Origin of the sequence: Rhodococcus sp. ACS1 (genome assembly GCF_002300155.1) — a bacterium.
In the GTDB taxonomy this organism is placed as follows: Bacteria; Actinomycetota; Actinomycetes; order Mycobacteriales; family Mycobacteriaceae; genus Rhodococcus_F; species Rhodococcus_F koreensis.
Window position 1 is genome coordinate 329,146 of the sequence record NZ_NSDZ01000004.1, and the last position, 26,624, is coordinate 355,769.

The following is a 26,624-nucleotide window of genomic DNA, read 5'->3' on the forward strand; positions in this document are numbered from 1 at the left end:
ATGAATATTTCCATGTTGCTGGACATGGCGGTGGACGGTTTCGGCGACCGCGTCGTGATCGGCACCCGTGATGCGGGCATCACCGCATCACGACTGAAGGACCTTGCGATTGCGGGTGCGGACGCGATCCGCGACTCCGGCGCCGATGCGATCGTCTATTTGGCGGTGAACGGTCCCGCTTTTCCGGTGGCAATGTTCGCGGCCGCACGCGCCGGCGTGCCGTTGGTCCCCGTGAACTATCGCCTGGGACGTGAGCAGCTCGACACGCTCTTGGCGAATCATCCGCGAGCTTTGGGGATTGCAGACCCGAATCAGGCGGAGGCGCTCGAGCGCGCGGGTCTGAACGTGCGCTCCCCTGCGCAATGGCTGCAGCAACTGTCCGCGTCCGACGTGACCGATGCCGGCGAGGACGAGGTTCTCGACGCGGAGGGTGCGGCGGTGGTCATCTACACGTCGGGCACGACCTCGGCGCCCAAGGGAGTTCTCCTGCGGCACGAGAATCTCTCGTCGTATGTGATCGGCTCCGTCGAGTTCGCGAACGCCGAGGATGCGGACGCCGCTCTGGTGAGCGTGCCGCCATATCACATTGCAGCGGTCGCGAACGTGATCACCAATCTCTACGCCGGCCGCCGCACGATGGTTCTCGAGCAGTTCACGCCCGAGCAGTGGTTGGACACGGTCCGGCAGGAGGGCGTCACGAACGCTCTGGTCGTACCGACGATGCTCGCGCGAATCGTCGACTCCGATGCGGACAAGTCGGTTCCGGCGTTGCGCGGCCTCGCCTACGGGGGAGCGCCGATGCCCACACGAGTCATCGAGCGGGCGCTGGAACTGTGGCCCGAGGTCGGATTCGTCAACGCCTACGGTCTGACCGAGACCAGTTCGACCATTGCGGTTCTCGGTCCGGACGAGCATCGGGCCGCGATCGGATCGGGCGACGCGCCCGTGCGTGCGCGTCTCGGTTCGGTCGGACTTCCCGTCCCGGGCGTGCAGATCGAGATTCGTGACGAGAACGACGCGGTTCTCGGCCCCGGTGAGGTGGGCCGAATCTGTGTCGCCGGCGACCAGGTCTCGGCCGAGTATGCCGGTGTCGGGCGCCTGGTCGACGAGCGCGGCTTCTTCGACACACGTGACAAGGGCTTCGTCGATGACGAGGGCTACCTCTTCGTCGGCGGGCGGGTGGACGACACGATCATTCGTGGTGCGGAGAACATTGCGCCCGCGGAGATCGAGGACGTCATGCTCCGCCACCCCGCGGTGCTGGACGTTGCTGTCGTCGGACTGCCCGACGAGGAGTGGGGTCAGCGGATCGAGGCGGCGGTCGTGCTGCGTCCCGGCGAGAGCGTCGACGGGGAGGAGTTGCGGTCCTTCGTTCGGAACGCGCTGCGTAGCAGTAAGACTCCCGAACGAATCGCCTACTGGGATGATCTGCCGCGCACGGAGACCGGCAAGCTCGTGCGGCGCCATGTCGTCGACCGCCTCGTCGAACGGGCTGCGACGGCCTGATCCGTCCAACTCTAGGCTTTACATATATAACTAAGTTGACTTACTGTGGTAGCGGGGTATCGGTCTCACCGGCCCCGCGGCCGGTTCACTGGCGCTGACGCTGTTCGCGCCCATCGATCACGGAGGTATCCATGACCACGGCGGAGAAGGCCGAAGCCGAGATCTACGAGTTTCTCGACACCGACATCCAGCGGGCCAGGGATCTCGTCGGCATTTATCACGCGGTCACCCAGCGCGAGCAGTTCAGCCGGGTCACCCCGGACGTCATTCGCAACTTCGCGCGCTCTTACGGTGACGACAACCCGCTGTTCGTCGACGAGGAGTACGGCCGCGACACTCGCTGGGGTGGTCAGATCGCCCCGCCGATGATCAACATCGCGCTCCGGCAGGAGCTGCTCGCAGACTCGGTCCCGCGCGAACAGCGCAGGCCGGCCTTCCGCGGCATCCACGTGTTCGTCTCCGGCAGCACCACCGACTGGTACCGCCCGGTGTACGACGGTGACACGATCTACTCCTTCCACGGTTTCGAGAAGGTCGAACTGAAGGAGTCCGAGTTCGCGGGCCGCTCGTTGCTCGTCACTCGCATCCACGTCCAGTTCAACCAGCGCGCCGAGGTCGTGCAGGCGCAACGTGTGCTCACGATTCACACCGAGCGGCACGAGTCGAAGAAGCGGAAGAAGTACGACGCGATCGAGGCGGCGACGTACACACCCGAGGACATCGCGGCGATCGACGAGCTCTACGCGGCAGAGAAGCCGCGCGGAGCGGAGACCCGCTACTGGGAGGACGTCCAGGTCGGCGATTCTCTCGGCGACATGGTCAAGGGGCCGTTGACCGCGACCGACATGATGGTGTTCCATTCCGGCGGCTACGGATTCGCTCCGTACACGCCGTCCGCCGGGCGCCTGGCTCACAAGAACCGCAAGCGCATCGGTCCGTTCTACATTCCCAACGAGCAGGGCATTCCGGATGTCGCGCAGCGGATCCACTGGGACAGTGAGTACGCGCGTTCGATCGGCCTTCCTGCCGCGTACGACTACGGCATGATGCGCGATTGCTGGTTGACGCACTACCTCACCGACTGGATCGGCGACGCCGGCTGGGTCGAGTCGATGTCGAGCCAGATGCGAAAGTTCAACTACCTCGGCGATACTCACTACTTCACCGGTCACGTTGTCGGCAAGCGAACCGAGGGTGACCGGCACCTGGTCGACCTCGAGTTCCGCGGTACCAGTCAGCGCGGCGAGGTGACCTGCCCGGCTACCGCGACGGTGTCGTTGCCGAGTCGCGCATCCGATCTCGCGATTCTTCCGACGGCTCCCGCGGAGTGGGAGCGGATCGCCGCGCAGATGCTCAAGCGGCACGGCGAGTTGCGTGCGGAGAAGCGCCGTTCCGATCGGGCGTGACCGGCCGATCGATCGGACCCTCGAACTCAGGTCTGCCTGGGGCGTGCGTGCAAACCGTCCCAGGCAGACCTGCTCCAGCGCCGGCCAATCCGGCGATGGCGATCCGCGGTCCGATCGATCGAAGAATTGCCCATAACATAGTAGGTATGGGTGTGCCCGTACTCTCCAGGAGGAACTGTGGACCTGAGCAGCTTGACCACGGTGATCGCAGAGCTTGAAGACCACGTTCTGACCATCACACTGAATCGTCCGGACCGGTTGAACTCGTTCACCAACGAGATGCGGAGTGAGTTCCGGACGCTGTGGGACTACGCGGCCGAAACCGACGACGTGCACGTCATCGTGCTGCGGGCCAGCGGCGAGCGCGCCTTCAGCACCGGCATGGACGTCAAGGAGGGTACATACGTCTCGGAGAACGTGTTCAGCCGCCGCGATCCCGGGGCGGAACTGTCGCCCAAGCAGAACGGCTGTTGGAAGCCCCTGGTCTGTGCCGTACACGGGATGGTGGCCGGCGGTGCGCTGTACTGGATCAACGAGGCGGACATCATCGTGGCGAGCGATGATGCTCAGTTCTTCGACCCGCATGTCTCCTACGGAATGGTTGCCGCCCTCGAGCCGATCGGGCTCGCGCACCGCATTCCGATCGGAGAAGTGTTGCGGATGGTCCTGCTCGGCCTCGACGAACGGATGTCCGCCCAACGTGCCTACGAGATCGGACTGGTCAGCGAGATCGTGACCCGGGATCGGCTGTGGGACCGGGCGCAGGACCTTGCCGCACGCATCGCGTCCAAGCCTGCGGCCGCGATCCAGGGTAGCGTCCGTGCAATCTGGGAGTCGAAGGATTCGACGCGCTCGCAGGCGCTGGCGACGGGGATGTCCTACACGTCGCTGGGCAATCCGGTCGGCAAGGCACAAATCGTTCGATCCGAGGTTCCCACCCGGAAGTACGAGGTCCGATGACCACGTGCGCTACCTCGTCGATCCGCCGCGGTGCGAGGGGTAAGGAGACCTGAGATGGACTACGGGATGACCGCCGAACTCGAAGAGTTTCGCAGTGAGGTCAGGGCGTTCGTGGCCGCGAATGCTCCCGATATCCCGCCCAAGGCGGGAGTGCGGAGTGCCGAGAACCCCGAGGAGCTCGCGCTCCTGAAGGAGTGGACAGGCAAACTCTTCGCCGCCGGATACGTGGGCGGGTCCTGGCCGGAGCGGTTCGGCGGCCGGGGCGGCGCACACTCCGCTGAGCGGGACGTCGTCGTCGGCGAGGAACTCGCGCGCGCACGAACGCCCGCCGCCGTGCAGGGCGCGGCCAACCTCGTTGCGAATGCGCTGATCGACTTCGGAACCGAGGAGCAGCAGGCGAGGTATCTGCCGGGCATCCGCTCAGGAGAGTTGATCTTCTGTCAGCTCTTCAGCGAGCCGAGTTCGGGCAGCGACCTGGCGTCGCTGCGAACGAAGGCGACACGGACCCCGGACGGCGGATTCCGCGTCAGCGGACAAAAGGTCTGGACCACGAACGGGCAATGGTCCGACTTCGGCTATCTGCTTGCACGGACGGATCCGGACGCACCCAAGCATCGCGGCATCAGCGCCTTCATCGTCGATATGCGATTGCCCGGTGTGGACGTGCGTCCGCTGCGGGAGATGACGGGGACGTCGGACTTCAACGAGGTCTTTCTGGACAACGTCGAACTCCCTTCGGATGCCCTGATCGGCGAGCTGAATCAAGGCTGGTCGATCGCGAACTCCAGCCTCGGGCACGAGCGGAGTGGGGTTGCGACCAATGCGGTCCGTCTACGTCAGAACGTCGCTGCCCTCGTCGACCTCGCCGCGAAGGTGACGATCAACGGGCGGCCGGCAATCGAGGACGGCGCAATCCAGGAACGGCTCGGCGGCCTGTCCGCCTCGGTTGAGGCGCTTTCCGCTTTGGTGTACGCAAACATCAGTCGCTGGTCCCGAAAGTCGGAGCGGGTATCCGACGGTCCGATGGCGAAGCTGCTCTTCAGTGAGCTGGGAGTCGAAATCGCGCGTCTGGGGATCGAACTCTGCGGTGAGGCAGGCATTCTCGTGGAGAGCGACGCCGGAGCCGTCGATCACGGGCGTTGGCAGGACGAGTTCCTGTACGCCCGCGCCTACACCATCGCCGGGGGCAGTTCCGAGATCATGCGGAACATCATCGCCGAACGCGGACTTCGCATGCCACGCTGAGGTATTCGCTGCACCCGATCGCCATGGGGGACCCGTGAACACGGGTCCCCCATTTCTGCGTTCGTCAGACAAGCTATAGATTGACCTAGTTAACTATGTGATCTATCTTGAGGTGTACGCGTCCATTCGGCGCGATCGGAATTGCCGGGGCGGCGCCATGAAGGGCGGGCCGGGGGAGCTCAGGTCTTCCTCGTCGGCGGAACTGGAGGCGATCAGTGGCGGGAATCAGAGACGGATTGGGTGCCCTGTGGTCGGCGCCGGATACCGCGAACATGATCCAACACGAGGGTCGATGGTTCACCTGGGGTGAGGTGCGAGTCCTCGTCGAGCGCATCGACGAAGCGTTGAGCAGCGTCGGTTGCGGTGAGGGGTCGCGTATCGGGGTGGTGCTCGGCAACCGCGTGGAGTCGATCGCGGCGCTGGTCGCAATCCTCGGGAAGGGGCGCACGATTGTCACGCTCAACCCGATGCAGCCCACCTCTCGGGTGACGACGGATTTGGTCAACTCGATGCCGCAGGTGGTTCTGGCGCCCGCGGCACTGTGGTCGGAATCGGAATTCTTTTCGGCAGCAGGTAAATCGGGAATCGTCGGCTTCGCGGTCGACGGATCGGTGGTCGAGCAGCGTTGCGGGGGCCCGGACGTGACCATCGAGGCTCCTCGGAAGGAGCAGAACCCGGTCGCCGTGGAAATGTTCACCTCCGGCACGACCGGCCCACCGAAGCGGGTGCCACTGACGTGGCGCCAACTCGACGCAGCGATGTCCGCGGTGCACAGTCACACCGGAGCGGCTGGTCCGGATCGGGAACCGCTCACCGGGCGGGTGTCCCTGGTGACCCTGGCGATCGTGCACATCGGCGGCCTCTGGGCCGTGCTGCAGGCGCTCACGGAGGCACGCCCCTTCGTGCTGCTGCCACGCTTCACGGTGGAGGGCTGGGTGGGTGCCGTGTCCGAGCACAAGCCGAGGATCGCCAGTCTGCCCCCGGCGGCGATGCGCTCGTTACTCAGTGCGGACCCCCCGGCCGAGGAGCTGGCGAGTTTGCGTGCCGTCACCGCGGGCACCGCGTTCGTCAGCCCGGACCTGGCGGACGAGTTCATCGGAAAGTACGGGATTCCCGTGCTGATCGTGTACGGCGCCACCGAGTTCTCCGGCGCCGTTGCCGGCTGGACCAAGCCGCTGCACATCGAATGGTGGACGCGGAAGCGCGGAAGCGTCGGACGCCCGTTCCCGGGAGTCGACCTGCAGACCGTCGACGACAACGGCGAAGTTCTGCCGGTCGGCCAGACGGGTCGATTGGAGGTGCGGGCCGGCCAGACCGGTGCCGGTGCCGATGGCTGGATGCGAACGAGCGACCTCGCGCACCTGGACGAGGACGGATTCCTCTACATCGACGGCCGGGCGGACGACGCGATCATTCGGGGCGGCTTCAAGGTTCACCCGGAGGTTGTCTCGGATGTGTTGCGAGCGCACTCGTCCGTTCTCGACGCGTGTGTGTTCGGCCGGGCCGACGACCGTCTCGGACAGGTTCCGATTGCCGTGGTCGAGTTCGCCGAAGGGGCGCAGGAAGTGTCCGAGGACGATCTCAAGACCTTCGCCCGTGGCAAGTTGACCGGCTACGAGGTCCCGGTCGCCATCCACGCGGTCGACGAACTTCCACGCGGGGTGTCGCTCAAGATCGACCGCCGCCGCCTGCTCGACATGGTCGCGGAGATCGAAGCCGCACGGGTCTGACCATCCCGGCGGGCGATCAGCTACGCCGCACCACCGAAAACACTCACTCGTCCCGAGCCGATGCCAGGGACATCAAGGAGCACAGCATGACCGCAGTCATCGTGGAAGCAGTTCGTACCCCCGTCGGCAAGCGCAACGGCGGCTTGTCCACCGTTCACCCGGCCGACCTGTCCGCCGTCGTTCTCAACGCACTGGTCGAGCGCGTCGGGATCGATCCCTCCGTTGTGGAGGATGTCATCTGGGGGTGTGTGCAGCAGGTCGGCGACCAGGCCAACGACATCGCCCGCAACGCGGTGCTCGCGGCGGGTTGGCCGGAGACAGTTCCAGGTGTGACTGTCGACCGGCAGTGTGGTTCGTCGCAGCAGGCACTCAATTTCGCCGTCGCGAGTGTGGCGGCCGGACACTACGATGTCGTCGTCGCCGGCGGCGTCGAGTCCATGTCCCGCGTTCCGATGGGTTCGGCCGGTACCTTCGACGGATCGCCGTACAGTCCCGCATTCATGGAGCGGTACAACGGAATCAAGCCCAACCAGGGTGTCGGTGCCGAGGCGATTGCGGAGAAGTGGGGACTGACCCGTTCGGACCTCGACAAGTTCGCGGTCCAGTCGCACGGGCGCGCCGCCGCCGCGCAGGACGCGGGGTTGTTCGACGCCCAGATCATTCCCGTCACCACTCCGGACGGCACTGTGATCTCCCGGGACGAAGGCATTCGTCGCGGTACGACCGAGGAGTCGCTCGCCAAGCTCAAGGCCGTGTTCAAGGAAGACGGTGTCATACACGCGGGTAACGCTTCTCAGATCTCTGACGGCGCGTCGGCGTTGCTGATCATGAGCGAGGAGGCAGCAGCGCGGTACGGGTTGACTCCGATCGCGAGGATTCACACCGTTGCCGTCGTCGGTGACGACCCGGTCATCATGCTGACCGCTCCCATCCCGGCGACCGAGAAGGTTCTCGCCAAGTCCGGTCTTGCGCTCGACGATATCGGTGTGTTCGAGGTCAACGAGGCGTTCGCGAGCGTCCCGCTCGCGTGGCTGAAGGACATCGGTGCGGACCCGGCGAAGGTCAACCCGAACGGTGGAGCGATCGCTCTCGGGCATCCGCTCGGCGGATCAGGTGGTCGAATCCTCACCGACATGATTCACCACATGCGCGTCAACAACCTGCGCTACGGCCTCCAGACGATGTGTGAGGGCGGCGGGCAGGCGAACGCCACCATCCTGGAACTGCTCGACGCCAACTGAAATCTGCTATCGAACAAGGAGATATGGTGACTGAATCCAACGAATCCGTGGTGCTCGTCGAGCGCGTGGACAACGTCATGGTGATCACGATCAACCGGCCGGATGCGCGCAATGCCGTGAACTCGGCCGTCAGTGCCGGAGTCGGTGGCGCCTTGGACGAGGCTGCCGCGAATGCCGAGGTTCGTGCAATCGTTGTCACCGGCGCGGGCGACAAGTCCTTCTGTGCGGGTGCCGATCTCAAGGCTCTGTCGCGTGGCGAATCGGTGTATGCGCCGGGCCATCGTGAGTGGGGCTTTGCCGGCTTCGCGAAGAAGTACACCGACAAGCCGACGATCGCCGCGGTCAACGGCACCGCGCTCGGTGGTGGTACCGAGTTGGCCTTGGCTGCGGACCTCGTCGTCGCATCGGAGAACGCGACATTCGGTCTTCCCGAGGTCAAGCGTGGTCTCCTCGCGGGCGCGGGTGGAGTCTTCCGGCTTCCGGTGCAGATTCCGCAGCGTCTGGCGATGGAGATGATCTTCACGGGCGATCCGATCACCGCTGCGCGGGCCCTCGAGGTCGGCCTGATCAACCAGGTCGTGTCGGCCGGCAAGGTCGTGGAGGCCGCGGTCGATCTCGCGCAGCGGATTGCCGTCAACGCGCCGCTGTCCGTCCAGGCCAGCAAGCGCATCGCCTACAGCGTGATCGATGGCGTGCAGGTCGAGGAGACCGCGCGGTGGGCGCTGTCGGACGCCGAGTGGAACCAGCTCGCAACCAGTGAGGACGCGAAGGAGGGCCCGCGCGCGTTCGCGGAGAAGCGCGAGCCGGTCTGGAAAGCCCGCTGATTCGAGGCCCACAGGCCAGAGGTGTCGGCCCGGTTGGCAGTGTGACCACTGCCGACCGGGCCGCTGCCGTGTTTCCGCTGGTGGCGACAATTCGCACTCCAGGGTCGGGCAATACGCAGAGAGGCGGGGTCCGGCTTCTGCCGGACCCCGCCTCTCTGCGTGCGGATGCGTTGCGCTCAGGCGCTGATCACACGGCGCCGGTGGTACCTCACCGATCCGTCGAGGAGTTCGTCCACCTTGATCCGGCGGATCAGGAGGTGAACGTCGTGTTCCCAGGTGAACCCGATACCGCCGTGAACCTGAAGCGCGGTCTGTGCGGTCGTGCTGGTGCCCTCGCCCGCGTAGGCCGCCGCCGCCGATACCGCTCGCGTGCGGACCTCGAGGTCGTTGCCGTCCAACGCCACAGCGGCGGCCCACAACGCCGCGCGGGATGCCTCGACGGAGAGCGCCATGTCGGCGCAGTGATGCTTGACTGCCTGAAAACTGCCGATCGGCCGGTCGAACTGCGTCCGCTGACCGGCGTACTCCACTGTGAGGTCGAGAAGCCGGGACGCGGCTCCAACGGCGTCCGTCGAGCGGTACGTGGCGAGCTCGTCCCGGGTGAATGCCAGCGTGCCTGCCGGTACGACCGACCACTCGCCCGTGTCGAGCGTGAGATCGAGATCGGCGACCGCCCACGATCGGGTGAGGTCGAGGGTTTCGAGGGTGCGGATGGTGACGGCGTCGACGGAGACGACAGCGGCCACTTCCGTGCCGTCCGCGGTCGATGCGAGGACGAGAACCCGCTGGGCGTCGACGAGTCCGGTGACAGGGGCTGTCGTACCGTGCAGCCGGAGGGAGGTTCCCTCGATGTCGGCGTGCAGTGCCGGCGCCTCGAGCGAGCCGGCCGCGGGTACGGTCAGGGATTCACCCGACGCGGCATCTTCGAGGGCGGGGTGCCCGATCTCTTCGAGCAGGCGACAGGCGATCGCCAACTCCGCCAAAGGAACCGAGCTTCCGGAGCGGCCGTGTTCTTCACACAGCACGAGTAGATCGACGTGGGTGCCGCCCAGGTCGGACGTGAGCAGGCCGATGGTGCCGGATTCGGCGATGTGGCGAAGCGCGCCCTGGGGGATCCGCGCGGGACCGTCGTCGATCGTCGGTCGGCGGACGAGTAGGGGATCGTTCTTGGCGAGCCAGGCGCGCTCGGTCTCGGCAAGGGCAACCTGCTCGTCGCTCAGAGCGAAGTCCATGACACTCCTCAAGGAATCGTGCTTGTTGACGTAGTTAACCATGTGCACTAGCTTTTCGGCTAGTGCGCTGTGTCGGAGTCGGCGGCGCCGATCGTGGATGTGTGGAAGATGGGAGCAACGTCGGTGGAGTTTCTGCGTGTCGAGCGTAGCGGCGGTGTCGTGACTGTTGTCATGTCCCGCCCGGAGAAGAAGAACGCCGTGAACCTGGCCATGTGGCACGAACTGGCCGAGATCTTCACGTCTATCGAGCGGGCACACGCGGACCGTGTCATGGTGCTCACCGGCGACGGCGGCGACTTCTGCTCCGGAGCCGATCTCGCGAGCCTGACGGGTGGGGACACGCTCGACTTCATGTCCGACGCCAGTGAAGCGGCTCGCACGCTGCATGCCATGACGATCCCCACCATCGCGAAGGTGGACGGCGTTGCCGTCGGAGCGGGATGGAACCTGGCCCTGGGGTGTGACCTGGTGGTGGCAACCGATCGGGCCCGCTTCTCGCAGATCTTCGTTCGTCGTGCGCTTTCGGTCGACATGGGCGGCTCCTGGCTGCTCCCCCGGCTGGTCGGTCTACAGAAGGCGAAGGAGATCGCCTACTTCGGCGACATGTACTCCGCGCAGGAGGCGGCGGATCTCGGCCTGGTGACGCGGATCGTTGCACCGTCCGAGATCGACATCACGGTCGATTCGATGGCCGAGCGCCTCGCCGCGGGCCCGGCTCGGGCGTTGTCGCTGACGAAGCAAATGCTGAACGCAGCTGTCGAGGGCGGAAGCATGGAGCAGGCGCTGCGGCTCGAGTCGCAGGCCCAGGTCAACAATATCGGTGGCGAGGATGCCGCCGAGGCCAAGGCGGCCTTCCTCGAGAAGCGCACCCCGGTGTTCGGTGCGCGCGCGGCGCTGTCGGGCGCTACCGGCTGACGCTCGTGCGACCCGCGCGAGGTGGGGCACGAACAAGGAGACGGAATATGGGGACGGTGGGAGCGTAGTCGCTCCCACCGTCCCCATATTCGTGCGCACGCCGGGGGCGTGGCGTGTGTTTACACCGGCGCCATCCGGATCGCGCCGTCGATTCGGATCGTCTCGCCGTTGATCATCGCGTTGTCCACGATGGCGAGCGCAAGTTTCGCGTACTCGGCCGGATCGCCCAGTCGGGTGGGATGGGGAACCTGGGACGCGAGTGAATCGCGCACCTTCTCGGACAGACCGCCGAGGATGGGCGTTTCGAACGTCCCGGGGGCGATCGTGACGACGCGAACGAGCTTGCGTGCGAGGTCGCGTGCCGCGACGATCGTCATTCCCGCGACGCCGGCCTTCGCGGAGGAGTATGCGGCCTGGCCGATCTGGCCTTCGAAGGCGGCGACGGACGAGGTCATGATGATGACACCGCGCTCGCCGTCGACCGGTTCGTTCCTGACCATCCGGGCGGCGGCCACGCTGGCCACGGTAAAGGTGCCGACGAGGTTGGTGTCGATGACCTGCTTGTACAGGTCCAGGTCGCCGGGTGTGCCGTCCTTGTTGACCAGGCGCACCTTGCCGCCGCGACCGGCGCAGTGAACGACGGCCCGCAACGGCGCCGACTGTTCGGCCGCCGCGAGTGCCGCCCCGACGGCCTCGGGATCGCGGACATCGGCGGGCATGAACGTTGCGAGGTCGCCGAGCTCGTTGGCGACAGCCGCGCCGTTCGAAGACGGGAGGTCGACGATGACCGTCGGTACGCCGCGGGCGATGAAGGCCTCTGCGGTCGCCCTGCCGAGGCCGGAGGCGCCGCCGGTGACCGCGGCCGACGCGTGGGTGAGGTCCATGGATTGTGCCTTTCGCTGATGTGTGAGCGAGGACCTGGTCGAACGAACCAGCGTCCCGAGAGTCCGTTTGCTAACGTAGTTATAGAGGTTATATTTGTCTACTGTGGGTGACGCTCGGACTTCACCCCGCGTGACGGACGGAGTGGAAATGGATGCAGTGGACTCGGGTTTGTTGATCCTGCGGGTCTGTCTTGGGCTGACGATGGCCGCACACGGATACGGGAAACTGTTTCGTGGAGGGCGGATTCCGGGAACCGCTGGATGGTTCGAGAGCATCGGAATGCGCCCCGGCCCGGTCAATGCGTGGCTCGCCGCAGTCACGGAGGTCGCCGCAGGAATTGCGCTCGCGCTGGGCCTGTTCACTCCCTTCGCCGCCGCTGCGTTCGTCTCCCTGATGTTCGTTGCCGCGTGGACGGTGCATCGCGGGAAGGGCTTCTTCATCGTCTCGGACGGGTGGGAGTACAACCTCGTCCTAGCGGTGGGTGCGGTGGTCGTCGCGATCGCCGGACCCGGCGCTGCGAGTCTCGATCATCTGCTGTTCGGGCACGATCTTTTCGCCGGCTGGGTGGGTGGTCTGATCGCGGTCGTCGGCGGGCTGGCTGCCGCGGGTGCGCTCCTCGCTCTTGCGTACCGGCCTGCGCTTGAAAATCTTCCGGCGGACGTTGCGTGAGCGCGCACGCGGCGGAATTCAATGCTCCGGGGTTGGTCAATCTGCGTGACATCGGTGGATTGACCCTCGTCGGCGGTGGGGTGACCGCGACCGGCGTCCTGTATCGAGGGGATGCCCCGTATCCGGGTGACTCCGCGGTGCCAGACCTCGAATCATGGCCGCCTGCAAGCATTGTCGATCTTCGGGGTGTGCGAGAACGCGCCCGCTTCGCCTACCAGTGGGCTCCGGATTCCGTCGTGCACCACGTGCCGATGTTCGACGCTGCAGCGCCCGACGCAGCGCCCACCGACCTGGCAGCGGTGTTCGTACGCATGCTGAACTGCGGCGAGATCTGGGCGGGTGACCTACTTCGGGCCGTTTCCCGCTCGCGCGGCGCGACGCTCGTGCATTGCACGGCAGGCAAGGACCGAACCGGTGTTGCTGTCGCGGTTCTGCTGCTCGCTGCGGGGGTCGAACCGACGGCGGTCGTCGCGGACTTCGTTCGTAGCGAGGACGCATTGGACAGCCTGCATCGGAGGTGGATCGATGCCGGTGTGAGGAAGCGCGATTCGCCGCCGCTGCCGGAGAAGTACATGCATGCGCCGGTTGAGGCGATCGAGCCGGTCATCGAGCAACTGAGTGCAACTCCCGGGGGGCCGGCCCAATGGATGCTCGACAACGGAGCGGATCCGGCCGACCTCGACAACTGGCGTGCCCGGCTGCGAGGAGGCGGGGAGAAATGACTCGCCCACCGACTCGATCTGGCAGGTCTGCTGTGGCGTGCGAACTCGTCGAGCGGTGGTATCGCGAGGGTTACTACAGCCGCCGCACCTGGGTGGATGTCCTGTCCGAGGACTCCGTCGGCTCTGACGCGCCGATCGTGTACGCGGCGGCAGACGGGGCCCGAACGGTGACATCGATCGGTGAGATTCGACAGGCCGCGAAACGGGTGGCGGCGGCGCTGCTCGCGCTCGGTGTGGGCCCCGGGGACGCCGTGGCGGTGCAGCTACCCAATCGTATCGAGGCGTCGGTGGCCTACGCGGCCGTGCTGCTGGCGGGCGCGATCCTCGTCCCGATCGTGCACGTCTACGGGCCGAACGAGGTTCGGTTCATCCTCGAGCAGTCGGAAGCCACGGTGCTGATCCAGCCGGATCGCCGGCGGAGGACCGACTACCGCGATCGGATCGACAGCTATTCGGGGCTGCCGTCGCTCCGGCACGTGGTGATTGTCGGCGACGCTCCCGCAGGCACGCTCTCCTGGGACGGCCTGCCGATGTCGGAGGAGTACGTACGGCCGGCTGTGCATGCGGACGACATTGCTCTGCTCATCTACACGTCGGGAACCACCGCTGCTCCGAAGGGTGTCCAGCACAGCCACAATTCGCTGCTCGCCGAAGTGCGGTCGGCCCCCGGTGCATCCGGCGGCCGCGCTGATTCCGTGCAGCTCGTGTCGTTCCCGCCCGGACACATCGCGGGCGTCAGCAGTGTGTTGCGCCCCCTTGTGCACGGCCGCAGTGCCGTGTACATGGAGAGTTGGGATCCCGCCCTCGCCGCAGAATTGATCTCGCAGTATCGGGTCACCGCGACCTCGGGCACGCCTTTCCATCTCACCGGCCTCTTGGACGTGGACGACGTCGCGGCCAAGCTCGCCACCCTGGCGGACTTCCTGATCGGGGCGGCGACGGTTCCCGAAGGTCTGGTCCGGCGAGCAGCGCACGCGGGAATATCGACGTTCCGCTGCTACGGCTCGACCGAACATCCCACCGCCACGTCCGGTCGAGCCGGGGAGGCGGAGGCCGAGCGGCTGGGGACCGACGGTGCTCCGATGGCGGGTGTTCGGGTCCGTATTCTCGACGACCGCGGTGCCGACGTCCCGGTCGGGGTCGACGGTGAGGTCGTCCTTCAGGGGCCCGATCAGTTCGTCGGCTACCGGGACGGCGCGCTCGACGTGCAGGCGTTCACCGATGACGGCTGGATGCGCACCGGCGACCTGGGACATCTCGACCCGGCCGGTCGGCTGACGATCACCGACCGGATCAAGGACGTGGTGATCAGGGCGGGTGAGACGATCTCCTCCGGTCAGGTCGAGGATGTGCTGGTCACCCATCCCGCAGTTGTCGAAGGGGCTGTAGTCGCAGCCCCGGACCCGCGCTACGGCGAGGTGGTCGCAGCGGTTGTCGTAGTCGGACCGGGTGCCCGGCTCGGCCTCGACGAGCTTCGAGTGCACTTCGAGAAATCGGGACTGGCCAGGCAGAAGACACCCGAGCGGCTGGTCGTCGTCGACGAACTGCCTCGTACCGCACTCGGGAAGGTGCGCAAGGCGGACCTGCGCGTTGCGCACTTTCAAGTCGGGTAATTCGCGATATCACCGGGTTTCGTTGAGCTGACGCAGGTTCCGAGCGATCCGTTCAGTGGAACGAAGTGTTGACGCCGCGGCAGGTACTCAGAATTATGTTCCCAGAATCACAATCTCACTTTTGCTCGTCTTCAAGCGAAGGATCCACATGACGAAGGAAACCGAGCACTCGGACCTCATTGCCGACATCGGCCTTCGAGCTGCCGTGGCCGGACGTCAATGGCGGCCGGGTCTCCAGGTCGACAACGTGCGCCCGCTCACCGGCGGAACCTCGAGCCTGACCTTCATCGCCGACGTCTCCGATGGCGGCAAGGCGGAGTCGGTCGTCCTCAAGGTCGCCCCTCCTGGGCTCGAACCGGTCCGTAACAGGGACGTGATCCGCCAGGGTCGCGTCATGAGGGCGCTGCAGAGCGTTCCGGGTGTCGCCGCACCGGCGGTCCACTTCGAGGATGCCGCCCGCCCCCCGTTCGTGGCGATGGAGATGGTCCCCGGGGAATGTGTGGAGCCGCTCCTGGTCGCGGACCGTCCGCGCGACGAGGCGACCCGGGCGCAGACGCGCGCGCGGTACCTCGACGCCGCGCGGATGCTGGGGCACCTCCATTCGGTGAGCCCTGCCGACATCGGCCTGGGGGATGAGCCCGTCCTCTCACTGTCAGACGAAATCGACAGATGGACGCGGGCTTTCGAGACCATCCCGGATGATCTCCGGGGGGACTACCCGACCTGCGCCAAGGCGCTGTACGCCACAATGCCCGCACCGGCACCACCGGTTGTCAATCACGGCGACTACCGCTTGGGCAACACCCTGTGTGACGGTGATCGCGTCACGGCGATCATCGATTGGGAGATCTGGTCCGTCGGTGACCCGCGCATCGATCTGACGTGGCTCACCTACTTCACCGACGAGGTTCGGCACCCGGCTGCCGCCTTCGACGAGCCCTGCGGCACACCGACGGTCGCGGAGGTCACGACGACCTACGAGGAGACGCTGGGTCGCACCGTCGAGGACATCGAGTGGTTCCACGCGCTGACCCGGTACAAGGAAGCGGCTGCCACCGCACTGCTGATCAAGCGTGCGCGCAGGCGGGGAACCTTGAGCCCCGCATTCCAGAGGATGGAACCGGCGCTGCCCGGCCTGCTGACCGAAGCGCTCGAGTTCATCGGATACTGACCCGGTCGCTGCTGCCCTGATTGCTGGAACGAGTTGATCCGATGACAGAGACCGTGCCCGGACAGAACGATGCTCCACCGGTGATCCCGGGCGGTCGTCAGCTGCGCCGCGTGCCGACGCCGCGCAGGCAGGCCTCCTACGACGACGAGGTCAATGTTCTGATCCGAGCGGCACAGTCGGTGATGCTGCGCAACGGGTGTACCGAACAACCCAGGATCGCGGAGATCGTCGGTGCAGCGGGAATGTCCAACCAGGCGTTCTACCGGAACTTCCGCGGTCGCGACGACGTCATTGTCGCGACCTACGAGCAGGGGTTGCTGAAGATCCACGCCTACCTCGAGCATCGGGTGCTCGAGCAGTCCGGGCTCGAGGCGCGGCTGGCCGCGTGGATCGACGGGGTCCTGGCGCAGATCGAGGACCGGGCACTGTCCGAGCTCAGTCGGGTGATCATCTGGAACATGGGGCAGATCGCGAGAACGAAGAGCGAGATCGAACCGGTCGGCCACACCCGGATCCGGGAACTGCTCGGCCAGGTTCTCGACGAGAGCGGGGTCGCGGACGCCGAGCGCACGGCCATGTTCGTCCACACGCTGGTGATGGGGCTGACGACAACCTATCTCGAATCGGGGGAGCAACCTACCGAGGAGGTCCGGGCGCACCTGCTGCGCTTCTGCTTCGGTGCGATCACCGCACACTGAGGTTCGTAGTACACCGCGTCGCATCGCGATGCGCGAAACCGTAAAGGAAACATACGATGTGGGAATTCCAGACTGACGCCGAGTTTCAGGAGAAGCTCGACTGGGCGGACAAGTTCGTTCGAGAAGAGTGTGAACCCCTCGACCTCTTGTTCCCTCATCTCGGCCAGCCCTACAACACCGAGAACAAGGCTGCTCGAGCGATTCTCGCGCCGCTCCGCGAGCGGGTGAAGGAGCAGGGCCTGTGGGCCTGCCACCTGGGTCCGGAGCTCGGCGGGCAGGGATACGGGCAGATCAAGCTCGCCCTGCTGAACGAGGTGCTGGGTCGATCCATGTGGGCGCCCACGGTCTTCGGCACCGCCGCACCGGACACGGGCAATGCCGAGATCCTCGCCATGTTCGGCACCGAGGAGCAGAAGGCGAAGTACCTGCAGCCGCTCCTCGACGGTGACATCGTGTCGTCCTTCTCGATGACGGAGCCGCAGGCGGGTTCGGACCCGAAGGAATTCGTCTGCGCGGCACGCAAGGACGGCGACGAGTGGGTCATCAGCGGCGAGAAGTGGTTCTCGTCGAACGCGCGGTACGCCTCCTTCCTTATCGTGATGGCGGTGACGGACCTCGAGGCATCCCCGTATCGCCGCATGTCGATGTTCGTTGTGCCTGCCGAGACTCCGGGCATCGAGATCGTCCGCAACGTCTCCGTGATGGGCGATCGCGAGGAGCTCGACGAGGGTACCCACGCGTACATTCGGTACAACGACGTCCGCGTCCCGGCGGATGCGATCCTCGGTGGTCCCGGGCAGGGCTTCGAGGTGGCGCAGGCCAGGCTCGGCGGTGGCCGGGTCCATCACGCGATGCGGACCGTCGGCAAATGCCAGCGCGCGCTGGACATGATGGGCGAGCGTGCGCTCTCCCGCCGCACCCAGGGTGAGGTCCTCGCCAAGAAGCAGTTGGTGCAGCAGTTCATCGCCGACTCGGCAATCGAGCTCGAGCAGTACCGCCTGCTGGTCCTCAAGACCGCGTGGATCATCGACACCCAGCCGCACGGGGCAGCACGCACCTACATCGCCATGTGCAAGGTCGCGATGGCGAAGGTGTACCACGACATCATTCACCGTGCGATCCAGCTGCACGGCTCGCTCGGCAGCACCATCGAGACGCCGCTGCACATCTGGTGGACCGGTGTCATCTCGATGGGCCTCGCGGACGGCCCGACCGAGGTGCACAAGGTCGCCGTCGCCCGTGGTGTGCTCGCGAACTACGAGCCCACCGAGAACCTGTTCCCGACCGAGCACATCCCGACGCGACTGGCCGCGGCGAAGGTCAAGCACGCCGCCGTCCTCGAGGAGCACGGAATCGCGTGATCGATCACTTCTCGCTTGCCGGCAAGGTGGCTCTCGTGACCGGTGGCAGTCGGGGGCTGGGCCGCGAAATGGTGCTGGCATTCGCCGAGGCGGGTGCCGACGTCGTCGTCACCAGCCGGAAGGCGGACGCCTGCGCGGAGGTCGCTCGCCAGGTCGAGGCGCTCGGCCGCACGGCACTTCCGGTCAGCTGCCACGTCGGCAGGTGGGACGAGATCGACGCGTTGGTGGACCTGGCGTACGAGGTGTTCGGCCGGGTCGACGTCCTGGTCAACAATGCGGGCATGTCCCCGGTCGCACCGTCGTCGGCCGAGACCACCGAAGAACTGTTCGACAAGGTGATCGGCGTCAACTTCAAGGGTCCCTTCCGCCTGACGTCGCTGGTCGGTGAGCGCATGGCCGCCGGGGACGGCGGCTCGATCATCAACATCTCGTCCTCGGGCGCGATCTTCCCCCAGCCACGCTTCGGCCCCTACGCGGGGGCGAAGGCCGCGCTCAACGCGGTGACCGGGGCGTTCGCGCGCGAGTTCGGGCCGAAGGTCCGCGTCAACACCATCTCCGCGGGCCCGTTCCTGACCGACATCTCCAAGGCGTGGGCGCCGGAGAAGCGGGAGAGGACGCAGAGTGCGATCGGTCGGCCGGGACGGCCCGACGAGATCGTCACGACCGCGCTGTACCTGGCGAGCCCGGCTTCGAGCTACACGACGGCGTCGCTGATCCGCGTCGACGGCGGTCTGTACTGACCGCAGGCGCCGGTACGCAGCGGGGCGCGCTGACTTCCGACTTCTCCTCACGGCAAGCCCCATTCACCAGCAGGAAGGTTCCAACATGCGCGCAGCGCGGTGTGAAGTGCACGGAAAGCCGGACACGATCGTGATCCGTGAGGTGCCCGACCCGGTCGCGGGCACCGGTGAGGTCGTGGTGGGCGTCGAGGCGGCTTCGGTGAACTTCCCGGACGTCCTCATCGCGGCCGATCGTTACCAGTTATCGGTGCCGACACCGTTCACCGCCGGTAGCGAATTCGCCGGACGGGTGCTGTCGGTAGGCCCGGAAGTCGACGACCTCGCTCCCGGAGACGCGGTGATGGGAACTGTGCTGTCCGGTGCCTTCGCGGAGCGGATCACGGTCGCGCGGACCGCACTGTCCCCAGTCCCTGCGGGCCTGGACATGGTCCATGCGGCGGCGTTCAACGTCACCTACCGAACCGCCTACCACGCGGTGACGACCTTCGGAGGGCTCGAGCCCGGAGAATGGGTGGTGATCCTCGGTGCGGCAGGCGGTGTCGGGAGCGCGGCCATCGACATCGCGACTCGCTTGGGCGGCAAAGTGATTGCCGCGGTGTCAACTCCGGAGCGGGCCGAGGCCTGCCGTTCGATGGGGGCGGTGGAAACGATCGCCTACGACACCGAGGACCTGAAACAGCGCATCAAGGAGATCACCGGAACGGGCGCCGCCGTGGTGATCGATCCGGTGGGTGGCTCCTACTCGGAGCAGGCGCTCCGAGCAATCGCGTGGGGCGGGCGGTTCGTTTCCGTCGGGTTCGCGCAGGGCGACATTCCGCGGATTCCGCTGAACCTGGTGCTCCTCAAGGGTGCGATCGTGCGTGGCTTCGAGATCCGGACGCTGGCATCCCACCTTCCCGACGCGGTGGACAAGGGGCGCGGAGAGATTGAGCGACTGGTCGCGCAGGGAATGAAGCCGTTCGTCTCCGAGGTCTACTCACTCGACGAGGCACCGCTCGCATTGACCCGTGTGGCCGAGCGACGAACCACCGGAAAGATTGTCATCGACATGAGCGCGAATACCTAGATGACTAAGTTAGATTGACAATCTAAGTGATGTACCTCACTATTGGGTGCACCGCGGGAATCGGCCTCGGTTGGCGTTCCCCGTTTGCATTCGAATTCGTGTCTTGTATCCACACTTCACGCATGGCCGGACGAAGGGTCTTTCATGTTGAGGTTCATGGCATCACGACTACTGGCGGTCCTGCCGATGCTTCTGATCCTGACGATCATCGTGTTTCTGCTCGTCGAAATCGCACCGGGAGACCCGGCCGCGATCATCGCCGGTGCGGAGGCCTCACCGGAGGCCGTCGAGGCGGTCCGGGTACGTCTCGGGCTCGACCAACCGGTATGGCACCAGTATCTGACGTACGTGTGGAACGCGCTGCACGGCGACCTCGGAGTGTCGTTCTCCACCAACGAGCCCGTCACGGACATCATCGCCCGCCGGCTTCCGAGGACACTCTCCATCGGCCTGTTCGCGATGCTCATGGTGGTGATCCTGAGCATCCCGCTCGGAATCCTCGCCGCCGTCAAACGCGACAGCGCGTTCGACCGGCTCCTCACCGGCACTTCGGTGTTCATTCTCGCCGTACCTCCCTTCGTCCTTGCTGCGATCCTGGTGAAGTGGTTTGCTCTGGACGGTCTACAGCTCTTCCCTCCCACCGGATATGCACCGCTGAGTGACGGGCTGAGCGAGTGGCTGATGTACGCAACGCTCCCTGCCGTCGCCATTGCGAGCATCAGCCTCGCCGAACTCGTCCGGCAGGCCCGCGGCGGAATGATCGACGCACTCGAGCAGGACTACATTCGGACCGCCCGTGCGAAGGGCCTGAGCAAGATGATGCTCGTGGGCAAGCACGCCGCGAAGAACGCCGCGGTTCCCTACATCACCGTGCTCGGGCTGAACGTCGGACGCGTCGTCGGTGCTGCCGTGATCGTCGAGGCGATCTTCAACATCCAGGGTTTCGGTCAGCTCGGTGTCACCGCCGTCATCAACCGTGACATCCCGACGATGCAGGGTGTCGTCCTGGTGAGCGGCGTGATCGTTCTGCTCGTGACCTTGCTGGTCGACATCTCGTACGGCTACCTGAACCCGAGGATTCGAAACAGATGACCATAGTGACGAAGGCGAAGCGCACCAGGAAGATGTTCGGGTACACGCCCGGCCGGACGGTCAGGCGTCTCCTGCAGGATCGGGTCGGGATGATCTGCCTCGTCGGCCTGATGCTCCTGGTGTTCATCGGCATTCTGGCCCAGTTCTGGACGCCGAAGGATCCGACGGCGCAGGACCTGCTGCGCAGGCTCGAGAGTCCGAGCGGCCAGTATTGGCTCGGCACCGATGCAGTCGGCCGAGACATTCTCAGCCGGCTCATGGTTGCCACCGGAGTCGACCTGGCCGCCGCCACCCTGGCGGTCAGTATCGGTCTCGTCGTCGGTGCCGGTTTCGGGCTGCTCGCCGGCTACCTGGGCGGCGCCCTCGACTCCGTGACCAGTCGCGTCTTCGACGTGCTGATGTCGCTGCCGCCGTTGCTGTTCGCGGTGGCCATCGTCGGTGCACTCGGACCGAGCCTGACCAACGCGATGATCGCGGTCGGTGTGCTGCTCGCACCCCGGTTCTACCGGCTGGTGCGGGTCAGTACGAGGGAAGTGATCAGCGAGGACTTCGTGGAAGCCGCTCGCTCCGGTGGTGCCGGTCCGGCCCGGATCATGACGCGCCACGTGGCGCCGAATATATTCTCGCCCATGCTTGTTCAGATCTCCTTCGGAGTTTCCGTTGCGATCGTCGCGGAATCCGGTCTCAGCTTCCTCGGCCTCGGTGTTCAACCGCCGACCGCGAGTTGGGGCTCGATGGTGAAGGAGGGATTCGACAACCTCGCGATCAACAGTTGGACCATCGTTCCGTCCAGCGTGATGATCGTCGTCTCGATCCTGCTGCTGTCGCTGTTCGGTGACAGCCTTCGCGACGCGGTGGGCAGCCAGGGCGGGAGCAAGGCATGACGGTCACTACGGACGCGCTGATGCAGGATACGGTCCTTCGGGTCGACGGGTTGTGCGTCGACTTCGAGACGCCAGATCACGGCTGGACGCGGATCGTCGACGACGTCACGTTCAGTGTGCGCAGAGGCGAAACCGTGGGACTGGTCGGAGAATCAGGTTCCGGCAAGACCGTCACGTCGCTCGCGATCATGCGCCTGCTGGCCCGCAACGCACGCACATCCGGCTCCACCGTTGTCAACGACCGCGACCTGAACACATTGTCGGAGACAGAACTCGACCAGGTTCGCGGCGCCGAGGTCGCGATGATCTTCCAGGAACCGCGCCGCAGTCTCAACCCTGCGTTCCGGGTCGGTGACCAGGTCGCCGAAGCGGTGCGGCGGCACCGCAAGTGTTCGAGAAAGGACGCATGGGCGCGTGCCGTCGAACTGTTCGACCGCGTCGGGATCCCCGAACAGGCGAAGCGAGTTCACGCCTACCCGCACGAGTTCAGCGGAGGCATGTGCCAGCGCGTCATGCTGGCGATGGCACTGTCGTGTGACCCGGACGTACTGATCGCCGATGAGCCGACCACCGCGCTGGACGTGACCGTGCAGCGGCAGGTGCTCGGCCTGATTCACGAACTCCAACGAGAGCTCGGTCTCGGTGTCCTGCTCATCACCCATGACCTCAGTGTTGTCGCGGAAGTGTGCGACCGGGCGGCAGTGATGTACGCGGGCCGAATCGTCGAGGATGCGCCCATCCTCGAACTGTTCGACAATCCGCGGCACCCCTATACCGCCGGGCTCCTACACGCCATGCCCGACCCGGTACGGCATGCCGAGAAGATGGGCGTCATACCCGGACGAGTGCCACCCCCGCACGAGTTCGTGGATTCCTGTCGGTTCGCTCCTCGCTGCCCGTACGTGAAGGACGCGTGCACCGATGGTCCCATCCCGCTCTCGGCTACCGGACCCGATCATCTCGCGCGCTGCGTCCGCACCGGCGAGATCTCGCTGGAGGACGCATTCTATGACTGACACCACCATGACCGGTGCACGCAACCGTGTCCGATCAGGCATTCACGACACAGCACTGGCCGTCGAGGGACTGACGAAGTCGTACCCGGCCAGACGCAACCTGCTCGGGCGGATTGCCGAATCCGTCGAAGCGGTACGGGGAGTGAGCTTCGAGGTGCGGCGTGGTGAGACGCTCGCACTCGTCGGCGAGTCCGGTGCGGGCAAGTCGACTGTCGGCCGGTTGGCGCTGCGACTGATCGAGCCCACGTCGGGGTCGATCACGGTGCTCGGTGACGACATCACCGCGATGGGTGCGTCCGACCTCCGCAAGATCAGAACCCGGGCGACGATGATCTTCCAGGATCCGTTCAAGTCGCTCAATCCCCGTGCTCAGATCCGGTATTCGATTGCCGAACCGATGCTCGCCCAGGGTGGCTACAGCGCAGCCGATCGTGCCAAGCGTGTCGCGACGCTGCTGGACCGGGTCGGGTTGACCTCGCATCATCTCGAGCGCTATCCGTACGAGATGTCCGGTGGCCAACTGCAACGCGTTGCCATTGCCCGCGCTCTCGTGACCGATCCCGAGATCGTAGTGTGCGACGAGCCCGTCGCCGCGCTGGACATGTCCATCCGGTCGCATGTCGTCAACCTGCTGCGCGAACTGCAGGAGGAGCGAAATCTCGCCTACTTGTTCATCTCTCACGACATGTCGCTCGTGCGCGTCATCGCCGACCGCATCGCCGTGATGAAGCGGGGGGAGCTCGTCGAGTGCGAGGATGCCGCTGCGCTGTTCGCGAACCCCACGCAGGAGTACACCCGCACGCTGCTGTCGGCGATTCCGGCGTCGCACCCGAGCAGGCGGACATTTCGCCCTGCTCCGTCGTGAGGTCGTATCGAGCGGCGACCCAAGTGTTCCCGGAAGAAAGGCTCACTATGTTTCTACGGCGCACGATCCGTGTGGCTGCCGCACTCCTCGCAGTGGGGTTGCTCGCGTCCTGCGGTTCCACCGACTCCGGTTCGGGCGGTTCGGGTAGCCCGAACACGGAGGCAACTCTGAGGACCGGATGGACCACCGGGACCCAAACCCTCGACCCGCACATGGCGACCAGTGAGATCGTGACATTCAGATTCGGTCTCAACATGATCTACGACCGGCTGTTCACCGTGAAAGCGGACGGAACCGCCGAAGGCATGCTGGTCGAGAACTACTCGTACTCCGAGGACGGTTTGGCGCTCGTTCTCGACCTGCGAGAGGATGCGACCTTCCGCGACGGCTCGCCCGTTGACGGGGACGTCGTGAAGGTCAACCTGGACCGGGCTCGCACGCTCGACAGCCCCTCGGTGAAGTCACGGATGAAACCGGTTGTCGACGTCGCCGTTACCGGCCCCTATCAGGTCACGCTCACGCTGGCGAACCCTACCGACGTCGTGCCGTACATTCTGGCCGAGATGGCCGGCTTCATCATGCATCCCGATCTGATTGCCCACGGCAACCCGGCTGTCGAGACCAATGGCTCGGGCGCATATTCGGTTGACAGCTTCGCTCCCGGAGAGAAACTCGTCATCGTTCGCGATCGCACGGACTACTGGGACAAAAACGCTGCGAAAATCGCGCGCATCGAGTACGAGGCCATTCCCGACGCCCAGGCGTTCACCAATGCCATGGCCGGTGGCCAGATCGATCTGGGCCTGTTCGTGCCCGGTACCGTCGCAGCCCTCGACGGCCGCAAAGGGCTGGTCACCGTGAACATCCCGAGCGGCACCGGCGTGGAACTCTTCCTGAACCGGAACACGGCGCCACTCGATGACGTGAGGGTGCGGAAGGCGATCAACTACGCATACAACCGTCAGGAAATCGTCGCTGCGCTCTTCCCCGGCTCCGACGCCCGCTATCAGTACTCGCGCGCCGGCCTGCCGGGCTACGACGCGTCGCTCGAAGGCATCTACAGTTACGACCCCGAGCGGGCCAAGAAACTGCTCGCCGAGGCCGGTCACCCGGACGGGATCGACCTGGGCCGGGTCATCGTTGTCAACACGGTCACTCCGGGTGTGGCCGACGTTCTGCAGGAGCAGTTCGCGAAGGCCGGCATCAAGATGACGCCGATCGTGAAAGACGGACTCGAGGGCCCGCAGTCCTTCAGCCGTGGTGAGGCATCGGCCATGGTGCAGGTCTCGACGATGGGGACCGGCTTCACCGCTGGTTCCAACTACCGTTGGGGGCCCCGGACCAACCCGGCGGGTGTGACTCCCGAATACGAGAAGATGCTGACCGATGCCACCGATCCGCGTCGTAGCCGGCAAGAACGCGAGGCCTCCTCGGTCGAGCTCAACAGATACCTCGTCGAGGAAGCGTGGGGCGCACCGCTGACGTGGTCGACCGCTCCCTGGGTGATGAGCGACAAGGTTGGCAACTTCAGTGCCGAGATGGACTACGCCAGGACAATCGGGCCGTACGACCCGCGGTACCTGACGGTCTCCGGGTAACACAGTCGGACCCCCGGGCCGTGGATTCACGGCCCGGGGGTCCATTCACTGGCAGCTCAGGGGCGGTTCGCAGAGAACGGGCGACGAGTCAGCGATCGGCCCAGCCTTCGTCGTGCCAGTACGTTTCGAGCTTGTCGAGCGGTTCGGACCACGACTCGAGGTAGGTCACGCCCTCGGGGCCGGCGGTCATGACATGGGGAGTACCTGCCGTGATGGTCCAGAACTCGCCTGGACCGATGGTTCGACTGGCTGCGTCGCCGGCCTCGTCCCACGTGATGGTGAACTGGCCGCCGAACACGATGATCAGTCCGTCGAGGTTGCTGTGACGACGAGGCGTCGAGAAGTTGGCCTCGCATCGAAGCCCGTTCAAGTGGAAGGACGTGTCCACCTTGGTCGAGATCCACATGTTGCCCTTGAAGGTCTTCCCCGCGTCGACAGGGGCATCGGCGAGGAGACCGCCGTCGTTCCAGAAGTTCCTGGGGGAGATCTGGTCGACCGAACCGTCGACCCAACCTTCGTCGGACAGCAGACCGAAGTGCTCAATTGCCATGTCCGAAGTGTGTCGAACGCAGTTGGACGTGTCATCCGTGGGTTCCGTTGGATGGAATGAACGGCAACCGAGGAGTGGGTGACGCCGTTCCATGTAGTGGAATATCGACGACGGCGGGATTACCCGCTGCGCCTAATGTTTCGGTGTGACGCCCGGTGACGACCGGGTCGCGCAAGCATCGACGGACGGAAGAACAGTGGATGATCCGGTAAAGAACCTCGGCGAGGCGGGCGACCGACGCACGACATACGAGAAGATCATGGTAACCACCAAGAGCGGTGGCTCGCCCTCCGTGCTCATGGAAGCGGGCGAGGATTTCCTCTTCGATCAGGTGTGGACGCGCCCCGGATTGTCGATCCGCGAACGTCGTCTGATCACCCTCTCGTGCATTGCGGCGGTGGGGGCTGCGAAACCGATGGCGGCGCATGTTGCCGCTGCTCTGGAAAGCGGTGATCTCACGCGCGAGGAGCTGGAGGAAGCTGCGTTGCAGTGCGCAGCATATGTCGGGTGGCCTGCGGCGTCCCTGCTGGATCAGGCGATCCGTCAGCACGCGCCATCCTCGTCGTGAATCCCCCGAATCCCCGTCCAGAGGACATCAAAGCACGGCGCCGACAGGAAGCGAAGGAGTCGCTGGT

General features: G+C 65.5%; 25 protein-coding genes. 22 read left to right on the forward strand and 3 right to left on the reverse strand.

Annotated elements, in window-relative coordinates; all coding sequences use genetic code 11:
• From CJ179_RS13845 to CJ179_RS13875, 7 genes are all read left to right on the forward strand, one after another.
• Positions 1–1,506: a class I adenylate-forming enzyme family protein gene (locus CJ179_RS13845; RefSeq protein WP_095861925.1), complete on the forward strand. Its 1,506-nt coding sequence runs from the start codon at positions 1–3 to the stop codon at positions 1,504–1,506.
• 131 nt (positions 1,507–1,637) lie between these two features.
• Entirely contained in the window at positions 1,638–2,912 is a 1,275-nt protein-coding gene (locus CJ179_RS13850) for a MaoC family dehydratase N-terminal domain-containing protein (protein ID WP_095861926.1), read from the forward strand.
• A gap of 177 nt (positions 2,913–3,089) precedes the next feature.
• Positions 3,090–3,872 carry an enoyl-CoA hydratase/isomerase family protein gene (locus CJ179_RS13855; protein ID WP_095861927.1) on the forward strand — a complete coding sequence of 261 codons (783 nt, stop codon included), beginning with the start codon at positions 3,090–3,092 and terminating at the stop codon, positions 3,870–3,872.
• 54 nt (positions 3,873–3,926) lie between these two features.
• Entirely contained in the window at positions 3,927–5,117 is a 1,191-nt protein-coding gene (locus tag CJ179_RS13860; protein ID WP_095861928.1) for an acyl-CoA dehydrogenase family protein, read from the forward strand.
• Between the two features lie 215 nt (positions 5,118–5,332).
• On the forward strand, positions 5,333–6,847 hold the full coding sequence (locus CJ179_RS13865; RefSeq protein ID WP_179377586.1) for a class I adenylate-forming enzyme family protein: 1,515 nt from the start codon (positions 5,333–5,335) through the stop codon (positions 6,845–6,847).
• Between the two features lie 86 nt (positions 6,848–6,933).
• The gene (locus CJ179_RS13870) at positions 6,934–8,088 is read left to right on the forward strand and encodes a thiolase family protein (protein WP_095861929.1); all 1,155 of its coding nucleotides are present in this window, start codon (positions 6,934–6,936) and stop codon (positions 8,086–8,088) included.
• 23 nt (positions 8,089–8,111) lie between these two features.
• Entirely contained in the window at positions 8,112–8,912 is an 801-nt protein-coding gene (locus CJ179_RS13875) for a crotonase/enoyl-CoA hydratase family protein (RefSeq protein ID WP_095861930.1), read from the forward strand.
• 176 nt (positions 8,913–9,088) lie between these two features.
• Here the strand turns inward: CJ179_RS13875 and CJ179_RS13880 are convergent, their stop codons facing one another.
• Positions 9,089–10,144, reverse strand: a complete 1,056-nt coding sequence (locus tag CJ179_RS13880) for an acyl-CoA dehydrogenase family protein (RefSeq protein WP_095861931.1) — start codon at positions 10,142–10,144, stop codon at positions 9,089–9,091.
• Between the two features lie 108 nt (positions 10,145–10,252).
• Here CJ179_RS13880 and CJ179_RS13885 point away from each other — a divergent pair, with 108 nt between their 5' ends.
• On the forward strand, positions 10,253–11,059 hold the full coding sequence (locus CJ179_RS13885) for an enoyl-CoA hydratase/isomerase family protein (protein ID WP_095862669.1): 807 nt from the start codon (positions 10,253–10,255) through the stop codon (positions 11,057–11,059).
• A 119-nt stretch (positions 11,060–11,178) separates the two neighbouring features.
• On the opposite strand, the gene CJ179_RS13890 is transcribed toward CJ179_RS13885, so the two are convergent.
• Positions 11,179–11,943, reverse strand: a complete 765-nt coding sequence (locus tag CJ179_RS13890; protein WP_095861932.1) for an SDR family NAD(P)-dependent oxidoreductase — start codon at positions 11,941–11,943, stop codon at positions 11,179–11,181.
• A gap of 148 nt (positions 11,944–12,091) precedes the next feature.
• Between CJ179_RS13890 and CJ179_RS13895 the strand changes: the two genes are divergently transcribed.
• The 13 genes from CJ179_RS13895 (at position 12,092) to CJ179_RS13955 (ending at position 25,439) form a co-directional block, all read left to right on the forward strand.
• Positions 12,092–12,613, forward strand: coding sequence for a DoxX family protein (locus CJ179_RS13895; protein ID WP_095861933.1), 522 nt, complete (start codon positions 12,092–12,094; stop codon positions 12,611–12,613).
• Positions 12,610–13,335: a tyrosine-protein phosphatase gene (locus CJ179_RS13900; protein ID WP_095861934.1), complete on the forward strand. Its 726-nt coding sequence runs from the start codon at positions 12,610–12,612 to the stop codon at positions 13,333–13,335. Before CJ179_RS13895 ends, CJ179_RS13900 begins: the two co-directional genes overlap by 4 nt.
• Positions 13,332–14,948 carry an AMP-binding protein gene (locus CJ179_RS13905; RefSeq protein ID WP_095861935.1) on the forward strand — a complete coding sequence of 539 codons (1,617 nt, stop codon included), beginning with the start codon at positions 13,332–13,334 and terminating at the stop codon, positions 14,946–14,948. The genes CJ179_RS13900 and CJ179_RS13905 overlap by 4 nt, the downstream gene beginning before the upstream one ends.
• Positions 14,949–15,096: 148 nt before the next feature.
• Positions 15,097–16,119 carry a phosphotransferase family protein gene (locus tag CJ179_RS13910; protein WP_095861936.1) on the forward strand — a complete coding sequence of 341 codons (1,023 nt, stop codon included), beginning with the start codon at positions 15,097–15,099 and terminating at the stop codon, positions 16,117–16,119.
• Positions 16,120–16,160: 41 nt separating this feature from the next.
• A complete protein-coding gene (locus tag CJ179_RS13915) occupies positions 16,161–16,817 on the forward strand; it encodes a TetR/AcrR family transcriptional regulator (protein WP_095861937.1) in 657 nt (218 codons plus the stop codon).
• 56 nt (positions 16,818–16,873) lie between these two features.
• Positions 16,874–18,178: an acyl-CoA dehydrogenase family protein gene (locus tag CJ179_RS13920; protein ID WP_095861938.1), complete on the forward strand. Its 1,305-nt coding sequence runs from the start codon at positions 16,874–16,876 to the stop codon at positions 18,176–18,178.
• A complete protein-coding gene (locus tag CJ179_RS13925; protein WP_179377587.1) occupies positions 18,175–18,918 on the forward strand; it encodes an SDR family NAD(P)-dependent oxidoreductase in 744 nt (247 codons plus the stop codon). The genes CJ179_RS13920 and CJ179_RS13925 overlap by 4 nt, the downstream gene beginning before the upstream one ends.
• Positions 18,919–19,003: 85 nt before the next feature.
• Positions 19,004–19,984, forward strand: coding sequence for an NADPH:quinone oxidoreductase family protein (locus CJ179_RS13930; protein ID WP_095861939.1), 981 nt, complete (start codon positions 19,004–19,006; stop codon positions 19,982–19,984).
• Positions 19,985–20,140: 156 nt separating this feature from the next.
• Positions 20,141–21,076 carry an ABC transporter permease gene (locus CJ179_RS13935; protein ID WP_179377588.1) on the forward strand — a complete coding sequence of 312 codons (936 nt, stop codon included), beginning with the start codon at positions 20,141–20,143 and terminating at the stop codon, positions 21,074–21,076.
• Complete coding sequence (locus CJ179_RS13940; protein ID WP_095861941.1) at positions 21,073–21,960, forward strand: ABC transporter permease; 888 nt, start codon at positions 21,073–21,075, stop codon at positions 21,958–21,960. The genes CJ179_RS13935 and CJ179_RS13940 overlap by 4 nt, the downstream gene beginning before the upstream one ends.
• Positions 21,957–22,976 carry an ABC transporter ATP-binding protein gene (locus CJ179_RS13945; RefSeq protein ID WP_257015500.1) on the forward strand — a complete coding sequence of 340 codons (1,020 nt, stop codon included), beginning with the start codon at positions 21,957–21,959 and terminating at the stop codon, positions 22,974–22,976. Before CJ179_RS13940 ends, CJ179_RS13945 begins: the two co-directional genes overlap by 4 nt.
• Positions 22,969–23,841, forward strand: a complete 873-nt coding sequence (locus CJ179_RS13950) for an ATP-binding cassette domain-containing protein (RefSeq protein ID WP_257015501.1) — start codon at positions 22,969–22,971, stop codon at positions 23,839–23,841. Before CJ179_RS13945 ends, CJ179_RS13950 begins: the two co-directional genes overlap by 8 nt.
• Positions 23,842–23,912: 71 nt before the next feature.
• The gene (locus CJ179_RS13955; RefSeq protein WP_179377589.1) at positions 23,913–25,439 is read left to right on the forward strand and encodes an ABC transporter substrate-binding protein; all 1,527 of its coding nucleotides are present in this window, start codon (positions 23,913–23,915) and stop codon (positions 25,437–25,439) included.
• An 88-nt stretch (positions 25,440–25,527) separates the two neighbouring features.
• On the opposite strand, the gene CJ179_RS13960 is transcribed toward CJ179_RS13955, so the two are convergent.
• Positions 25,528–25,989, reverse strand: coding sequence for a hypothetical protein (locus CJ179_RS13960; protein WP_095861943.1), 462 nt, complete (start codon positions 25,987–25,989; stop codon positions 25,528–25,530).
• A gap of 145 nt (positions 25,990–26,134) precedes the next feature.
• On the opposite strand from CJ179_RS13960, the gene CJ179_RS13965 reads away from it, so the two are divergent.
• Positions 26,135–26,557: a carboxymuconolactone decarboxylase family protein gene (locus CJ179_RS13965; RefSeq protein ID WP_143548900.1), complete on the forward strand. Its 423-nt coding sequence runs from the start codon at positions 26,135–26,137 to the stop codon at positions 26,555–26,557.
• Positions 26,558–26,624 lie beyond the last annotated feature (67 nt).

Excerpts from the sequence above, each read along its gene's own strand:
- CJ179_RS13845 (WP_095861925.1), top strand. The coding sequence starts at position 1 with ATGAATATTTCCATGTTGCTGGACATGGCGGTGGACGGTTTCGGCGAC.
- CJ179_RS13850 (WP_095861926.1), top strand. The coding sequence starts at position 1,638 with ATGACCACGGCGGAGAAGGCCGAAGCCGAGATCTACGAGTTTCTCGAC.
- CJ179_RS13860 (WP_095861928.1), top strand. The coding sequence starts at position 3,927 with ATGGACTACGGGATGACCGCCGAACTCGAAGAGTTTCGCAGTGAGGTC.
- CJ179_RS13870 (WP_095861929.1), top strand. The coding sequence starts at position 6,934 with ATGACCGCAGTCATCGTGGAAGCAGTTCGTACCCCCGTCGGCAAGCGC.
- CJ179_RS13875 (WP_095861930.1), top strand. The coding sequence starts at position 8,112 with ATGGTGACTGAATCCAACGAATCCGTGGTGCTCGTCGAGCGCGTGGAC.
- CJ179_RS13880 (WP_095861931.1), bottom strand. The coding sequence starts at position 10,144 with ATGGACTTCGCTCTGAGCGACGAGCAGGTTGCCCTTGCCGAGACCGAG.
- CJ179_RS13885 (WP_095862669.1), top strand. The coding sequence starts at position 10,253 with ATGGGAGCAACGTCGGTGGAGTTTCTGCGTGTCGAGCGTAGCGGCGGT.
- CJ179_RS13890 (WP_095861932.1), bottom strand. The coding sequence starts at position 11,943 with ATGGACCTCACCCACGCGTCGGCCGCGGTCACCGGCGGCGCCTCCGGC.
- CJ179_RS13895 (WP_095861933.1), top strand. The coding sequence starts at position 12,092 with ATGGATGCAGTGGACTCGGGTTTGTTGATCCTGCGGGTCTGTCTTGGG.
- CJ179_RS13905 (WP_095861935.1), top strand. The coding sequence starts at position 13,332 with ATGACTCGCCCACCGACTCGATCTGGCAGGTCTGCTGTGGCGTGCGAA.
- CJ179_RS13910 (WP_095861936.1), top strand. The coding sequence starts at position 15,097 with ATGACGAAGGAAACCGAGCACTCGGACCTCATTGCCGACATCGGCCTT.
- CJ179_RS13915 (WP_095861937.1), top strand. The coding sequence starts at position 16,161 with ATGACAGAGACCGTGCCCGGACAGAACGATGCTCCACCGGTGATCCCG.
- CJ179_RS13920 (WP_095861938.1), top strand. The coding sequence starts at position 16,874 with ATGTGGGAATTCCAGACTGACGCCGAGTTTCAGGAGAAGCTCGACTGG.
- CJ179_RS13930 (WP_095861939.1), top strand. The coding sequence starts at position 19,004 with ATGCGCGCAGCGCGGTGTGAAGTGCACGGAAAGCCGGACACGATCGTG.
- CJ179_RS13935 (WP_179377588.1), top strand. The coding sequence starts at position 20,141 with ATGGCATCACGACTACTGGCGGTCCTGCCGATGCTTCTGATCCTGACG.
- CJ179_RS13940 (WP_095861941.1), top strand. The coding sequence starts at position 21,073 with ATGACCATAGTGACGAAGGCGAAGCGCACCAGGAAGATGTTCGGGTAC.
- CJ179_RS13945 (WP_257015500.1), top strand. The coding sequence starts at position 21,957 with ATGACGGTCACTACGGACGCGCTGATGCAGGATACGGTCCTTCGGGTC.
- CJ179_RS13950 (WP_257015501.1), top strand. The coding sequence starts at position 22,969 with ATGACTGACACCACCATGACCGGTGCACGCAACCGTGTCCGATCAGGC.
- CJ179_RS13960 (WP_095861943.1), bottom strand. The coding sequence starts at position 25,989 with ATGGCAATTGAGCACTTCGGTCTGCTGTCCGACGAAGGTTGGGTCGAC.